General features: G+C 72.6%; 13 protein-coding genes. 8 read left to right on the top strand and 5 right to left on the bottom strand.

What is annotated here, in order from left to right; all coding sequences use genetic code 11:
* The 3 genes from GXP76_RS26535 to GXP76_RS26525 all read left to right on the top strand — a co-directional run.
* The coding region (locus tag GXP76_RS26535) for a DUF5937 family protein (protein ID WP_242574131.1) at positions 1-749 on the top strand (749 nt) is incomplete at its 5' end.
* Positions 750-844: 95 nt separating this feature from the next.
* Positions 845-1,813 (top strand): threonine/serine dehydratase, encoded by a 969-nt coding sequence (locus tag GXP76_RS26530; protein ID WP_242574130.1) that lies wholly within the window; start codon positions 845-847, stop codon positions 1,811-1,813.
* 239 nt (positions 1,814-2,052) lie between these two features.
* Positions 2,053-2,625, top strand: coding sequence for a hypothetical protein (locus GXP76_RS26525; RefSeq protein ID WP_242574129.1), 573 nt, complete (start codon positions 2,053-2,055; stop codon positions 2,623-2,625).
* Between the two features lie 97 nt (positions 2,626-2,722).
* On the opposite strand, the gene GXP76_RS26520 is transcribed toward GXP76_RS26525, so the two are convergent.
* Positions 2,723-5,638, bottom strand: a complete 2,916-nt coding sequence (locus GXP76_RS26520) for a LuxR family transcriptional regulator (protein WP_242574128.1) — start codon at positions 5,636-5,638, stop codon at positions 2,723-2,725.
* A 478-nt stretch (positions 5,639-6,116) separates the two neighbouring features.
* Here GXP76_RS26520 and GXP76_RS26515 point away from each other — a divergent pair, with 478 nt between their 5' ends.
* Positions 6,117-7,109 carry an alpha/beta fold hydrolase gene (locus GXP76_RS26515; protein ID WP_242574127.1) on the top strand — a complete coding sequence of 331 codons (993 nt, stop codon included), beginning with the start codon at positions 6,117-6,119 and terminating at the stop codon, positions 7,107-7,109.
* A gap of 65 nt (positions 7,110-7,174) precedes the next feature.
* On the opposite strand, the gene GXP76_RS26510 is transcribed toward GXP76_RS26515, so the two are convergent.
* Positions 7,175-7,861 (bottom strand): response regulator transcription factor, encoded by a 687-nt coding sequence (locus tag GXP76_RS26510; RefSeq protein ID WP_242574126.1) that lies wholly within the window; start codon positions 7,859-7,861, stop codon positions 7,175-7,177.
* Positions 7,858-9,033: a sensor histidine kinase gene (locus GXP76_RS26505; protein ID WP_242574125.1), complete on the bottom strand. Its 1,176-nt coding sequence runs from the start codon at positions 9,031-9,033 to the stop codon at positions 7,858-7,860. The genes GXP76_RS26510 and GXP76_RS26505 overlap by 4 nt, the downstream gene beginning before the upstream one ends.
* 167 nt (positions 9,034-9,200) lie before the next feature.
* On the opposite strand from GXP76_RS26505, the gene GXP76_RS26500 reads away from it, so the two are divergent.
* From GXP76_RS26500 to GXP76_RS26485, 4 genes are all read left to right on the top strand, one after another.
* Entirely contained in the window at positions 9,201-10,187 is a 987-nt protein-coding gene (locus tag GXP76_RS26500; protein ID WP_242574124.1) for an ABC transporter ATP-binding protein, read from the top strand.
* Positions 10,184-11,704 carry an ABC transporter permease subunit gene (locus GXP76_RS26495; RefSeq protein WP_242574123.1) on the top strand — a complete coding sequence of 507 codons (1,521 nt, stop codon included), beginning with the start codon at positions 10,184-10,186 and terminating at the stop codon, positions 11,702-11,704. Before GXP76_RS26500 ends, GXP76_RS26495 begins: the two co-directional genes overlap by 4 nt.
* Positions 11,701-12,477 (top strand): ABC transporter permease, encoded by a 777-nt coding sequence (locus GXP76_RS26490; protein WP_242574122.1) that lies wholly within the window; start codon positions 11,701-11,703, stop codon positions 12,475-12,477. Before GXP76_RS26495 ends, GXP76_RS26490 begins: the two co-directional genes overlap by 4 nt.
* Before the next feature lie 128 nt (positions 12,478-12,605).
* Positions 12,606-12,971, top strand: a complete 366-nt coding sequence (locus GXP76_RS26485) for a PH domain-containing protein (protein ID WP_242574121.1) — start codon at positions 12,606-12,608, stop codon at positions 12,969-12,971.
* 24 nt (positions 12,972-12,995) lie between these two features.
* Here the strand turns inward: GXP76_RS26485 and GXP76_RS26480 are convergent, their stop codons facing one another.
* The gene (locus GXP76_RS26480) at positions 12,996-14,030 is read right to left on the bottom strand and encodes a hypothetical protein (RefSeq protein WP_242574120.1); all 1,035 of its coding nucleotides are present in this window, start codon (positions 14,028-14,030) and stop codon (positions 12,996-12,998) included.
* Positions 14,031-14,053: 23 nt separating this feature from the next.
* A partial coding sequence (locus GXP76_RS26475) for an Hsp70 family protein (protein ID WP_242574119.1) occupies positions 14,054-15,252 on the bottom strand: 1,199 nt, incomplete at its 5' end.

Genomic DNA, 15,252 nt, shown 5'->3' with positions numbered 1-15,252 from the left:
CCAGCGGCTATCACGGCTACGCGTTCGACCGCGTCCTGCACGACCCCGGCCAGGCCGCCTCCCTGCGCCACGCCGCCTCCGGGCTCCCCGAACCGCATCTCGAACTCGCCGAGGCCCTGCTGCGCGACCCGGAAGCCCTGCGCGCCGACGTGCTCGCCTTCATCGACCTGTGCCGGCCCGTCTTCTTCGCCGCGCTGTGGGCCGAGACCGAGCCTCATCTGGCCCGCGCCGCCCACCTCGTGAGACAGCGGCTCGCCGACGACGGCCCCGCGGCGGCGCTGGCGGCACTCAGCCCGTCCAGCGTCCGGCTCGCCGACCCGCCGCGCGTCGTCTTCGACAAGGTCCACCATGTGGTGATCACCCCGGCCCGCACCCCGGTACTCCTCATCCCCACCCGCTACGGCGCCCCGCACCTGGTCGTGAAGAACGAGCCCGGCCTGTCACCCGTCGTGCACTTCCCGGTGGACGGACCGGTGGTGGGCGTCACCCTGGCCCGCAGCCGTATGCTCGCGCTGACCGACCCCAGCCGCGTACGCCTGTGCCGGCTGATCGCCCGCCAGTCGATGACCACGGCCGACCTGGCGCACCGCCTGTCGATGACGCGACCGCAGGTCTCACGCCATCTGCGCGCGCTGCGCGACCTGGGGCTCGTCCGCACGGAACGCAACGGCCGCTACGTGCACTACGGGCTCGACCTGGGCGCGGTGGAACGCATCGGCACGGACGTCGCGACGGCGTTGCAGTACTAGGTCCGCGTCGGGGCACCCCGGGCCGATCACGCGGGCGGCGGTCTGTACGGTCTGCTGAAGCGGCGGCAACCGGCCGTCAACAGGAGGTACGTGTCGTGATCGGCATCTCGGACATCGAAGCGGCGGCGCGACTGATCGCCGGACATGTCGTGCGTACGCCGACGGTCGAGAGCCCCGGGCTGTCGGCGCTGCTCGGGGTTCCCGTCACCGCCAAGCTGGAACTGCTCCAGCGCACGGGCTCCTTCAAGGCGCGCGGGGCGACGGCGAAGCTCCTGTCCCTGAGCGAGGCGGACCGCGCGGCCGGGGTGGTGGCGGTGAGCGGTGGCAACCACGCGATCTCCGTCGCCGTCATGGCCGAGGCGCTGGGCGTGAAGGCCACCGTCGTCATGGCGAAGTCCGCGCCCGCGCGCGCCGTCGAGATCGCGGAGGCGGCCGGCGCGACGGTGCGGCTGACCGACACGATGGACGAGGCGTTCGCCCTCATGGCCCGGCTCCAGGCGGACGGACTGACCATGGTCCACCCCTTCGACGACCCGCTGGTCGTCGCCGGACAGGGCACGGTCGGACTCGAACTCGCCGACGACGCCGGCGCCGACGCCGGGATCACCGATGTCCTCGTCTCCATCGGCGGCGGCGCGCTCATCTCCGGCGTCGCGGCGGCGCTGCACGCGCGGCTTCCCGGCGTACGGATCTGGGGCGTCGAGACCGTCGGCGCGCAGGCCATGTCCGAGGCACTGGCGGCCGGGGGCCCGAAGCCGGTCCAGCTGTCGTCCATCGTCTCCACGCTCAGCGCGCCCACGGTCTCGCGGATCACCTACGACCATGTGACCGACCTGGTCAGCGAAGTGCTCGTCGTCTCGGACGCCGAGGCCGTCCAGGGCACTCTCGATCTGGCGAACCACGCGAAGGTCTGGGCGGAACCGGCCGCCGGCTGTCTCGTACCGGCCGCCCGCCGCGTACTCGAACGCGTCGGCGGCGGCGCGCGCCTGGGCCTGGTGCTGTGCGGCGGCAACGCGACCACGTCGGACGTCATGGCCTGGGCGGAACGCTTCGACCTCCGTTGACACCACGTCCACGGCCCGGTCGAGGGCCCTCACCCCGTCCCCGGCGGCTCCGTCGCCGGGGATTCTTTGCGTATCCGTATGTCGGGGGATCCGGATAGGCGGGCGGCACGGGCGCACGTACTTTGCTGGCGATCCCCCCATGTACGGGGCCCGTCCCGCGGGCCCGAGTCTCGCGGCGTCGTCCACGACGGGTCGCACCGGCATGAATGTGCGCCGCTCCCCCCACAAGGAGAAATGTCATGCTCTCGTCAATCCGAAGAATCGCTGGGGCATCGGCCGTCGCGGCAGCCCTTCTCTTCGCGCTCCCCACGTCGGCCAACGCCGTCGAGAACAGTGACATCGCCCGTCCCGCCGCCATGACGCAGCCCGCCGAGGCCGCCGTCGCCGCGGACGCCACCCCCGCCCCCCGCTTCAAGACCGGTGACGCCGGCAACCTGTCGGACCTGCCGACGGTCAATGCCGACGAGCGCGCCGTTCGCGTACCGGCCTGGAGCTACCACATCACCTCGTCCTGCAGCGGTCGCGAAGGCGCGATACGCCAGGGCGCCAACTACTGGGGCTCCGCCACCGAGACGGCGTCCAGCGGCACCCCCGTGTCCTGTGTCGGCGGCTACGTGCAGGGCTGCGGCGGGAGCAACGTCGTGGGCTGCAACTGGGGCGCGGGTCAGCGCATCGAACTGTCCACGATGGTCGGCGACTTCGCGCTGCTGGCCGCCCACGAGTTCGGCCACAACTGGTACGGGCACTCCGGCACGGGCTGCGCGAGCTGGGCCAGTCAGGCCGACGTGATGCGCACGACCATGTGCAGCTGATCCTCTGATCCCCTGGTCCTCCGGGATCCGGGCCGACGAGTACTCGCCGAGGGGCGGGCCGACCACGCGACACGGTCGGCCCGCCCTTCGCCGTCGGTCACGTCGGAGGTACGTGCCCCAACGCGCCGTCGCCCCCTCCCTCGCCACGCGTCGCGCGACCACGCGACACCTCCTTCGCCAAGCCCTGCCGGCTGGCGATACCGAGCTTGCGCATCGCCCGCGCCACATGCTGTTCCACCGTGCGCGGCGACAGATACAGCGTGGCCGCGATCTCACGGTTCGTCAGGCCGGTCGCCGCCAGTTCCGCGACCTCCCCCTCGCGAGGGGACATCCGCTCCGCGTACGCGGGCCGGCCCGGCGACCGCCGCCCCGCCGCGGGGCGGCAGGCGCGCAGCGTCGCCCGTACGCGTGCGGCGTCCCAGACCGCGCCGAGGTCGGTCAGCTCCGCCACTCGGTGGGTGAGGTCCTCGACCGCCGCGTCCGCCGCGTCGCCGCCGAGCAGGAGCGCGCAACGGCCCGCGCCCTCGGCCATGAGCGCGCGGGCGTACGGGTGCGGCAGCCCGGCGTACGCCTCTCCCGCCCGCTGGAAACACGCCCGCGCCTCGGCCAGTTCGCCGTCCGCCTCGGCCAGCACGGCCCGGCACCAGAGCAGGGCCGCCGACGCCGACGGGGCGTCCCGCCCGGTCAGCCCGGCCGCGAACTCCGCCACCACGCGCCGCGCGGACTCCCGCTGCCCCGCGCCGGTATGGGCCAGAACCACCCAGGGGGCCAGTTCGGCGCCCCAGACCCAGACGCCCTTCCCGGCGAGCCACGCCCAGGCCGACGTGGCGGCTTCGGCCGCCGAGTCGACGTTCTGCCGGGCCAGCAGCAGCCGGATACGGGCACCGGCCGCCGTGGCCGCCACCGGGGCCTCGCACGACTCGTAGACCCCGTAGGTCCCACGGACGTGATCGCCTCGCGGGAGCCACTCCCGCACCGCCTCCCAGTCACCCTTCGCCAGCGCCAGCAGGGCCAGCACCACACGGGCGTCGCTCGCGCTGCCGTCCTCCGCCACCAGCCCCGTGCACCGTTCGGCCAGCCCCTCCCATCGCCCGGTCAGCCAGTCGCGGAACAGGGCCGTGCCGCGTCCGACCCGTTCCAGGAACGGCGCGCCGCTGCGCGCCGCCAGTTCGATGCCCTCCGTCAGCAGTTCGTCCGCGCGGCGGTAATGGCCCAGATACACCGCGCCGTTCGCCGTGTTGCACAGACCTCGCGCCACCTGCTGGCGGCCCGCCCGGTCCGGGCTGTCCCGGGGCAGCCGCGCCACCAGCCGCCAGGCGTCCAGGTCGCCGGTGTTCATCAGGACGGTCGCCCGGCAGGCGGCCGTCGCCGTGCGCGCGGCACGGTCCCCGGACTCCTCGGCCGCCGTCTCCGCGCGCTCCAGCCAGGTCACGTTCTCGGCCAGGGACGCGCCGGGGAAGAACGGGTTCGCCAGCGCCGCCATCGCCCGTGCGGCGAGCGCGGGCCGTTCGGCCTCGGCCAACTCGTGGGCCGCCCGGCGCAGTTCCGTACGCCCCTCCTCGAAGCGTCTCTTGCGGTTGTGCAGGAGCAGACCCAGTTCGAGCCGTATCTCACCCCGGTCCGCGGCGGGCAGCGCCGGGTCCTCGACGACCCCGCGCAGGATGCGGGTCGTCCCCTCCGAGCGGCGGCCGAGTACGGCGCCACGGGCGAGCGTCAGCGCCAGCCGCCCCCGCTTGTCCGCCGGAAGACCGCCGGTGTCCAGCGCCTCCTCCAGCAGCGCCACGGCGGCCTCGTCGTCGCGCCCCAGGTGCTCCGCGGCCCGCAGCCAGTCCTCCGTACGGCCGCCGCCGCGCCAGTGACGCGCGATACGTGCCCAGGGCACCGGCTCGCGCGCGGCGAGCATCGCCGCCGCGCGGTGGTGCAGCCGCTCCCGGACCGGCCCCGGCAACTGCGCGTACAGCGCCGCCGCCGCCAGCGGCACCGCGAATCCGTACCGCCCCTCGCTCGTCTCGCGCAGGACCGAGCCCGCCAGCGCCGCGATCAGCGCCGTACGGCCCTCGTCGCCCTGGCAGCCCGCGACCGCCGCCAGGTCCTGGGCACCCGACGGCTCGTCCAGCACCGCGGCGGCCCAGACGATCGGACGGTACGGCTCCGGCAACGCGGCCGTCCTCTCCAGCACCAACTCCGCCAGCCGGACCGGGACTCCGACCTCGTCCACGTCCCTGGCCGTGAAGCCGCGGTCCTGGACATCACGGTCGCGGTGGTGCTGACTCCCCCTGCGGCTGTTCCGGTCGTCGGCGGCGTCCCGCAGCATCCGCGCCAGGTCCACGAGGACCTGCGGCACCCCGCCCGAACGCTGCCGCAACCGCGCCACGAACTCCTGCGGACATCGCCGCGCCCCCAGCAACTCCCCCGCCACACACCGCACACCGTGCTCGTCCAACGGCTCCAGCCGCCACCGTACGACCGAGAGCCGCGCCGGATAGTCCACCGCCCGGCCCAACGGCAGTCCCGGCCTCGGCAGTTGCTCGGGCCGATAGGTCAGCACCGCGGCGAAGGGCGCGGGCGGCTCCCTCAGCAGACGGCGCAGCAGCGCCAGGGAGTCGTCGTCCGCGTGGTGCAGATCCTCGGCGACGAGGAGGGCGGGGCGGGCGGAGGCGAGCAGTGCGTCAAGTGCCTGGTACGCGGTGAGCCGCACCCCGAGCGGCGCAGCGTCCTGAACCCGCGCCGGGTCGTCCGTCGCGGTCGCGGTCGCGCGCGGCTCCGGGCCGAGCGGGTCGGCGACCACCAGCCCGCCCGACGACTGGAACGTCACCACCAGCCGCGCCACCGCCCGCGCCGGTGGCGACTCCAGCAGCTGGTGCACGAGTCTGCTCTTCCCCATACCGGCGTCGCCCTCGACCAACACCAGCGCCGGCTCCTGCCCGGCCCCGCTCCCCGCGCCGGTGCCGTTGCCTGTCCCTGTGCCGGACAGCGCGGACGCCAATCGCCGCTCCCACGTTCGTTCGTACACGAGAGGCCACTCCTCACGGTCGTCGCACACCGGTCGCCGTGACGCCCGCCCAGGGGACGGAGTCGCAGGCCACCGCCCGCCGGTGTTCGCTGCCTATCACGCATCGACACGCACGGAACAGACAGCGCCCGGCCACCTGCGCCGACATGTCACCCGACGACCCGCCCCCTTCCTTCACTGTCACGTTCCCCCGTCGAACAGCCGCCCATCACGGCCGGCCATCGGTGGGGCACCCGGCCGCCAGACGCAGATATGCGCGAATTCTCGGAACTCGTACGGGGGAATCCCGTTCCACTTTCTCCCCAAGACTCGTCGGCCGATGATTTCGTGGCGAATTCTGGTCGTTGGTAGGAGCAGTGAAGCGGAAGTGCTCCTGCTCGCTCGCGTCCGGATCCGGTGCACCGCCACTGCGGGACGTGCAGGGTCACTTGCCGGACGGCGACACCCCCACCTCAGTCCTTGGAGCCACCCTGTGCCTGTGCCCACCGACGCGATCACCAGTTCCCGTACCCCCACCGCCGACGGCGCCCCCGCACTTCCGCCCCAGGCCACGGACGGAGAAGCCGCGAACACCGAGCGGCCCGCGGAAGTCGTCGAACACGACCTGACCTTCGACGGGTTCCGCTACACCTGCCGAATCGCCCGCCGGGGCCGTCTCGACACCGAGCCCGTCGTCATCCTCGGCGGATCCTCCCAGGACCGCAATTCGTGGCAGCGGCACGAGAAATGGCTCACCCCGCTCAGCTCCGTGATCACCGTCGACCTGCCCGGCTATGGAACCGCCGACTTCCTGCCCGCGAAGTACGGCGTCGACTTCCTCGCCGCCGCGGTACGCCATCTCGTCCAGGAACTCCACATCCCCCGTATCAATCTGGTGGCCGCCTGCTACGGCGGAGCCATCGGCGTACGGTTCGCCCAGCACTACCCTCACCTCCTCGAACGGCTGATGCTCGTCGGGATGACCACCGTCATCCCGGCCGACTACGCGGTGGCCATGGAGCGTTGGGACGGCATGATCCGGCGCGGTGAGACGGAGCCCATCGCCCGGGAGCTCGCCGACCGCTTCATGTCGCCCCCCGGCACCGGCCATGTACGCAAGAAGGCCGCCGTCGCCCGCCTCGTCTACCAGCAGATCGCCTCGCAGAGCCCCGAGCAGCTGCGCATGTCCGCCGAGCACAACTCCCGGCTGATGCGCCACGAGTGGTACCGCCCGGAACCGACCCCCGCCGTCCCCGCCCTGGTCGTGACCGGTGAGCACGACACCCTGACCACACCCGCCATGGGCCGCACCATGGCCGCCTGCCTGCCGGCGGCGCGGTTCATGACCATCGAGGAAACCGACCACCTCGCCCCGGTGGAACGCATCGCCGACTTCGCCGACCTCATGGCGCGCTTCTGCACCGACCGCCCGCTGGAGAACCTGCCCTACGCCTCCGAGCCCGAGGTATTCGGCACGTCCCAGCCTGCCTGACCGGCCCCCCGCCCCAGCGGTACGACACCTCCGACACTCCCCGGTTCTCTCCTTCCGCCTATCGCTCACCCCTCCTGTCCGCCGACGCCCGGCACGATCAGGCCCGACTCGTACGCGGCGACCACCGCCTGCGTGCGATCACGCAGGCCGAGCTTGTTGAGCACCCGGCTGACGTGCGACTTGACCGTCTCCTCACTGACGACCAGCCGAGCCGCGATCTCCGGGTTGGACAGACCCTCGGCGATCAGCCGCAGTACCTCCGTCTCCCGCGGGGTGAGCGCGGCCAGCGGTGCGGCAGGGCCCGGGGCCGGCCTACGCCGCAGCCGGGCGAACTCACCGATGAGGCGGCGGGTGATCGTCGGCGCGAGCAGTGCCTCGCCCGCCGCGACCACCCGCACCGCGTCGAACAGCCGCTCGGCGGCGACGTCCTTGAGCAGGAAGCCGCTGGCGCCCGCGCCGAGGGCGTCGTAGACATGCTCGTCCAGGTCGAAGGTGGTCAGGATGATGATGCGCGGAACCGCGCCGTCCCCGGCGGCGGCACAGATCCTTTCGGTGGCCTCGATGCCGTCCATGACGGGCATCCTGACGTCCATGAGCACGACATCGGGACGCTGCTCCCGGCAGACCCGTACCCCCTCGGCCCCGTCGCAGGCGGTGCCGGCCACGGAGAAGTCGCCCTGTGTGGCGAGCAGTCCGGCGAAACCGGCCCGCACCAGCTCGTGATCGTCCACGATGACGATCCGCGTACTCATCGGGCGGCCTCCGGCGCCGCGAGAGGGAGTCTGGCCTCCACCAGGAAGCCGCCACCGGGCGCCGGGCCCACCCGCAGCTCGCCGCCGACCGCGGCGACGCGCTCGCGCATGCCCAACAGCCCGTGGCCCGAGGAGCGACTCTCCGTTCCCGGCCCCGGTCCCGGCCCGTTGTCCCTGATCCGCACCTCAAGCACCTCCGGGTGGTAACGCAGTTCGACATCGACGGCCGCCCCCGGAGCGTGCCGGCGAGCGTTGGTGAGGGCCTCCTGAACTATGCGGTACGAGGTGAGCTCGACACCCGGGTCGAGCGTCACCACCGGCCCGCTGACGATCAGCCGCGTGGCAGCGCCGGTCGCCTCACGCGCCTCGTCCAGCAGCTCGTTGAGCTGGGTGAGCCCCGGCTGGGGCCTGCGGGTGACGGGCGGGGTGCCCGCGTCCTCGCGGAGCACACCGAGCAGCCGCCGCATCTCCGTCAGCGCGGCGCGGGCCGTGTCACCTATGTCCAGCAGCCGTCTGGCTCCGGCCTCGGACATACCGGGCGTGGTCAGCCGGGCCGTCTCCGCCTGCACGGAGATCATCGAGATGTGGTGCGCGACCACGTCGTGCAACTCACGTGCGATGCGTGCCCGTTCGCCGCGTGCCACATGCTCGTGGAGCGTGTCCGCCATCGCTCTCTCGGTGGCGTCGCGCGCCACTTCCTCGGCGCGGGCACGACGACCGATCCCGTTCGCAACCGCCGCCGCCGCGAGCACGGCCGTCACCACCCCGTACACCCTTATGCCGTTGATCTGCGGGCCCGCGAGGGCGGCCAGGACATAGGGGAGCACCAGCAGCACCGCGAGACGGCGGGAGCCGCGGGTGGCCATCCAGTGCAGGACCATCAACTGCGCGACGAGCCCGCCGACGGTCAGGACATGGAAGTTGACCAGCGACACCACACCGGCGGCCGTGAGCCCGATGGTGGCGGCGGTGGCCAACGGCATCCGCAGCAGCCCGGCCGGCGCCGTGGTGCTGATGGCGAGCGTCATCGCGAACGAGAGATCGGTGTCGATACTTCCCCCGCGCAGCGCGGTCTCCCCGCACGCGAGCAGCGCGAGCACCGCCCCGGTGCCCGCCTGGCGGTCGGGCGACCCGGCGATCCAATTCGCCACGCGCTTGATTTCTTCGCTCACGTCCACCATTGTCCCGGCGCCGGGGCTCGTTGGCGTCCCCCTGACCAGCGCTCTTGGCATCCCCCGTACGAGCGATACCAACGGGTGTCCTCCCTCGTGCCAGGGGTGCCGAAGTGCGCTCTCTCGCGTGATGACCCGGCACACCGCCGCTCCCTAGCCTTTCGGGCATGCAGGCAACCATCGAAGTTCATGGGCTGCGAAAGCAGTTCGGGCAGACCGTCGCCGTCGACGGTCTGTCCTTCACCGTGCGGCCGGGGCAGGTCACCGGATTCGTCGGGCCCAACGGCGCGGGGAAGTCCACGACCATGCGCATGCTCCTGGGCCTGGACACGCCCGATTCCGGGAGTGCCCTGATCGGCGGGCGGCGGTACGCGACGCTGCGCAGGCCCCTGACCGAAGTGGGGGCACTGCTGGACGCGGCCGCCGTGCACCCGAGCCGGCGTGGGCGGGACCATCTGCTGTGGCTCGCGCACTCGCACGGATTCCCGGCCGCCCGTGTCGACGAGTTGCTGGAGCGGGTCGGTCTCGCGTCGGCGGGCCGCCGCCGGGCAGGGAGTTACTCGCTGGGCATGCGCCAGCGGCTGGGTATAGCGGCCGCGTTGCTCGGCGATCCGCCGGTGCTGGTGCTGGACGAGCCGGTCAACGGCCTTGATCCGGAGGGGATCCGGTGGATCCGTGGCTTTCTGCGCGGGCTGGCGCGCGAGGGGCGCGCGGTGCTGGTCTCCAGTCATCTGATGAGCGAGCTGGAGGACTCCGCCGATCATCTCGTGGTCGTCGGCCGGGGCCGGCTCATCGCCGACACCTCTGTCGCCGAGCTGCTGGCCGCCGCCTCGGGCGAGCGGGTCGCGTTGCGCACCTCGGCGCGTACGGACGCCATGGCGTTGCTGGCCCGTGAGGGAGCGACGGTCGCCGCGGACGGGCCGGAGACGCTCACGGTCACCGGTCTGCCCACGGAGCGGATCGTCGCCCTGTTGGGCGCGGGCGGCGTGCCGTTCTCGGAGATCGGCGCCCACCGGGCCACGCTGGAGGAGGCATATATGGAACTGACGCGGGACGCGGCCGAGTTCCACTCGGTCGAGGCGTACACGGACACGGCACCGGGCACCGCGGCGGGCACGGGCGTGGTCAACGAGGGCGAGGGCACCTGCTCATGAGCGCTCCCACCGTCACCCCTTATCGCTCCCAGCTTCCGCCCGCGCGCGACGGATTCCCGCAACTGCTGCACGCGGAGTGGACCAAGCTGCGTACCGTGCCCCGCTGGGGCCTCACTCTCCTCGCCACCGTCGTGATCACGGTGCTGATCTCGCTGCTCTCCGCCTTCAGCGGTGGCAGCGACGTCTCCGGAGACCGGCCGCCGCCCCCGACGGGGCCGGACGGCGGTGTGGTCGTCGACGGGTTCCCCTTCGTCCACCAAACGCTGACCGGTGACGGCGGCATCACCGCCCGGGTGTCCCCGCCCGCCGGCCCGGAGGGGCGGGCGGCCGAGCCGTGGGCCAAGGCCGGTGTGGTGATCAAGGAGAGTACGGAGCAGGGGTCGCCCTACGCGGCAGCCATGATCACGCCGGGGCACGGCGTCCGCCTCCAGTCCGATTTCACCCACGACACAGCCGGTGGCGCCGTTTCCCGTGACCGGCCGCACTGGCTGCGACTGACCCGCTCGGGCGACGAGTTCACCGCGTACGAGTCGGCAGACGGCTCGACATGGGCGAAGGTCGGCACGGCGCGGCTCGCCGGACTCCCGGACACCGCACAGGCCGGCCTCTTCGTGGCCACCCCCGGAGGGAGCGCGGTGCAGAGGCAGTTCGGCTCCACCTCGGTCGGCGGGCGTCCCTCCCAGGTCACGGCGGTCTTCGACCATGTCTCGGTGGACGGCGGAGAGGGCACCTGGCGCCAGGACAACGTGGGTGAGCCTGCAGGCGGTGGCCACCAGGGGCCGCCGGACAGTTCGACGGAGAAGGACGGCACCTGGACGCTGAGCGGATCGAGCGACATCGCTCCGCACACGCCGGAGGTCGACATCACCCAGCGGTCCCTCACCGGGGCCCAGACAGGGCTGATCCCGCTGGTGGCGCTGAGCGTGCTGTTCATCACCGCCGAATACCGGCGCGGCATGATCCTCACGACGCTCACGGCCAGCCCGCGCCGGGGAAGGGTGCTCGCTGCCAAGGCCGTCGTCCTGGCCGCAGCCGCCTTCGTGACCGGGCTTGTCGCCGCCGTGCTGTCGTTCCTGCTCAGCGAGCCCGAGTTGCGCGACCGTATGCCCAATCCCCTCTTCTACCCCGACGTTTCGCTCACGGACGGGCCCGTACTGCGCGCTGTCGTCGGCACCGCCGTGCTGCTGGCCGCCGTCGCCGTACTCTCCCTGGCCGTGGGCGCGCTCCTGCGGAACACCGCCGCGGCGGTCACCTTGATCATGGTGGTGCTCGTCCTGCCGGTCGTCCTTCTCTCCGGGCTCCCGATCGGCACGGCGCAGTGGGTGATGAAGCTGACCCCGCTCGCGGGCTTCGCGGTCCAGCGGACCTCACCGGTGTACGAGCACGTGGACAGCGTCTGCCTGCCGGAGACCGGCTGCTATCCGCAGGGCCCATGGGCAGGGCTGTCGGTGCTGTGCGTCTGGGCGGTCGTGGTCCTCGGCCTGGCCGTCCGGCGGCTGCGCGGGAGGGACGCATGAAGGGGGCGGTCCACGCGGAGTGGACGAAACTGCGCACGCTGCCGAGCACTTGGTGGCTGCTGCTCGCGGTGGTCGTGCTGACCGTGGCGCTGGGCGCGGCGGCCAGCGGGGCGGTGTCGACGGACCAGTGCCCGTCTCCGGACGAGTGCCACGAGGACACCGTCAGGCTCAGCCTCACCGGAGTCTGGCTCGGTCAGGCGGCGGTGGGCGCCTTGGGGGTGCTGGCGATGAGCGGTGAGTACGGGACGGGGACCATCCAGGCGACGCTGGCGGCGGTGCCGGGCCGGGCCCGTGTCCTCGCCGCCAAGGCGGCGGTCGTCACGGGTGCCGCACTGGCCGCGGGGACACTCGCCGTCCTCGGTTCCCTCCTCGCCGGCCGCCTCATCCTCCCCGGCAACGGCTTCAGCGCGGCCCCGCTCTCCCTCGCCGAGGGGCCGACCCTGCGCGCGGCCGTGGGCACGGTGCTGTACTTCGGCCTGACGGCTCTGCTCGCGCTGGGCGTGGCTGCACTCGTACGGGACACGGCAGGCGCGATCACGACAGTGCTCGGACTGCTCTACGCGCTTCCCGCCGTGGTCGAGTTGGTCGGCAACGAGGAGTGGCGCGAGCGGATACGGGAGTGGGCCCCCGCGTCGGCGGGGCTGGCCGTACAGGCGACCAAGAACCTGGAGAGCCTGCCCATCGGCCCCTGGTCCGGCCTCGCGGTCCTCGCCGCCTGGGCGGGAGCCGGACTGCTGGCGGGGGCGGTGGTCTTCAGACTGCGCGACGCGTGAGGCGCCGGCGGGTGGATGGCCGGCTTTCGGGGGCAGGAGGACCTTGTGCCGCCGGCCCGGCCCGCTCCGGCGGACGGCGGTCGGTACAGTACACAGACCGTACAACTTGGATAAATTGGGGGAATCTCATGGCGCTGTTCGGCAACGCACACACCATCAATCCGGCCACTGCCCAGCAGGACTACGCGCGGCTGCTGGGACAGGGCGAACAGATCCACGCCGCCTACCAGTTGATCCGTGACAGCATCCTCTTCACCGACCGCCGACTGATCCTCGTCGACAAGCAGGGGATAACCGGCAAGAAGACCGAGTACCACTCCATTCCGTACCGGAGCATCACGCACTTCGCCGTGGAGACGGCCGGCACGTTCGACCTCGACGCCGAGCTGAAGATCTGGCTCTCCGGCGCCTCGGTGCCGATCCAGAAGACCTTCACCAAGGGCGTCGACATCTACGAAGTGCAGGCCATCCTCACGCAGTTCGCGGCACGGTAGTCGGCAGGCTCCCAGGGCGCGTCCTCAGGACGCGGGCGGCGGCTCCTTCGGGGTGATCAGCAGCGTGACCGTACGGTTGCGGGGCGCGTTCGCCTCCGTCGCCGGGAAGGGGCCCCGCCGCTGGTCCGCGCTGACCAGCCGGAAGTCCGTCAGCCGCAGGTCGCTGTCCTGCGCCAGATACTGGGCCGCCACCCGGGCCCGGTTCAGCGCGACGACCGATCCGCCGCTCGGGGCGCCGCCGGGCACGGCGACCGAGTGGCCCACCACCGTGGTCTCCACCCCCGCCCCGGCCTCGGCTCCCGTACCGGTGCCGGACTCCAGGTCGGCCAGCCTGCGGCCGATCTCCGTCAGCGCCGACGCGCCCTGCGCGCCGATCACGGAGTCGTACGGGAACACCCCCGTACTGAAGACGAGTTGGACGTCGTCGGCATGCCGGCGGATCTCCACGCCCGGCATCGCCAGGCGTTTCGCGACCGCGTCGAGCGTGCTGTCCCGGCGCGCCGCGGCGGCCGTGTCGCCCGCCTCGATGGCCGCCAGACGTTCCTTCAGGGCGTCGGCCCGGCGCGACTCCTCCCGCAGCCGCTCCGACCCGGTGTCCGCCTCGGCCACGGAGTCCGACGACTGCCGGTCGCCGTCGCCGCCGTTCGCCAGGAGCCAGCCGCCACCGCCGATCAGCGCCGCTCCCGCCAGCGCGGCGGCGACGACCGCGACCCGGCCGGTGTGGACGACCGGGCGTGCGTGGCGCCGCCCGGCGGCGATCTTGGCGAGGGTACGGCGGCCGGCCGCCGCGTCCGGGTCGCCGGGCGCGAGGGCCTCGACCCGGGACCAGCACGCGTCCGCCTCGGTCAGTTCGCCGCGCTGGGCATGCACCTTGGCGCGCAGGTTGAGGGCGGCCAGCACCGTCGCGTGATCGGCGTCCGGCCCGTCCCGTCCGTCCAACCCGGCCAGCAGCCGCGCCGCCAGATCGAGATCACCCGCGCGTGCCGCCGAGTGGGCACGGTTCACCGTCAGTTGGAGGCTCAGTGTCCGTGCCCGCGCCGGATCGGTCACATCCGCCATGTCCGTCACCTCCGTCACGCCTCTCACGCCCTGCCCAGCCAGACGACCTTGTCCTGCTCATCCTTGGGCAGCAGCCGGTACAGCCGCTGGTTCACCGCGTCCAGGCCCTGCCGGTCGTTCGCGGCGATGGCACGCTGCCCCTCCTGGATGAGCGGCCCCGCCTGCCCGGACGACCGGAGCATCTCCTGGAGCGTGTAGAAGAGCTTCACCGCCCAGTCGGGGCTGCGCCGCTCGAGTTCGAACAGCAGCGTCCCCGTCCGGTCGATGAGCGCGCGGACGGCGACCGAGTCCTGTGCGTTGATCGCCTCGTCGGCCCGGCTCCGGATCGCCGCCAGCTCCTGCCGGTCGGACGCGTCGCCGTGCTGACGCACGAGTTCGTCGGCCTCGGCGATCGCGGCCCGCAGGTCCTGTACGAGACCCGGCAGCCCCACCGCGTCCGCGATGTCGTCCAGCTCGGCTTCGAGATCGCGCAGTCGCTCCTCCGCCGCGGCGGCGGCGCCCACATCCACGGTCGACGCGTCGACCTGGTCACGGGCGGTGCTGACGGTGCGCTCCTCGTCCAGCTTGGCCAGCCGCCGCTCGGCGTCGGCCGAGCCCGTGTCGGCCACGAACCCGCGCAGCGCCCCCAGCCGCTCCTCCGCCTGGTCCAGCGACTTCCGCAGCTCCCCGGGTTCCGTGGTGCGGATGTTGTCCAGGTCGATCTCGGCCTCGAACTGCGCCTGTACCAGCGGTACATCGGCGATCACCGTCACCATGCTGGACCTGTCGACCTCGACGGTCACCTCGACCTCGCTGCCGGCCGGCAGATCGATCCGGATGTCACGCGGCCGGATCTCCAGCATCCCCACGCCGCGGTTGCGGTCGGCCCGGCTGCGTTCGCCCTGGATGACCGGGATCCGGATCGTCGCGTCGGCGTCGGAGCGGTGCAGGGCCGCCGACGTACGGAACACCTCGCGCACCGAGGTCGGCAGGGTGGCGCCCTTGCGCAGCATCGGCGCGAAGACCTGCCCGGCGAGCTGGATGCCCAGCGAGTGCGCGAGCCGTACGCCGCCGAACTCCAGGTCCCGGTGGGTGATCGACAGGGTGTTGGAGGCGAGTTCGCACCGCGTGCCCGACGGATCGGTCAGCTCGACGAAGAACTTCGACGTGGTGTGCGGGTCCACGGCCACGTCGGTGACGAAGACACCCTCCGCGTTCGGCGAGATGGCGGCGGAGCGGAACG

It is taken from the genome of Streptomyces sp. NP-1717 (genome assembly GCF_022695985.1).
Classification (GTDB): Bacteria; Actinomycetota; Actinomycetes; order Streptomycetales; family Streptomycetaceae; genus Streptomyces.
Note: the sequence above shows the minus strand (reverse complement) of the source record. Positions and strands in the feature narration are given on the sequence as shown.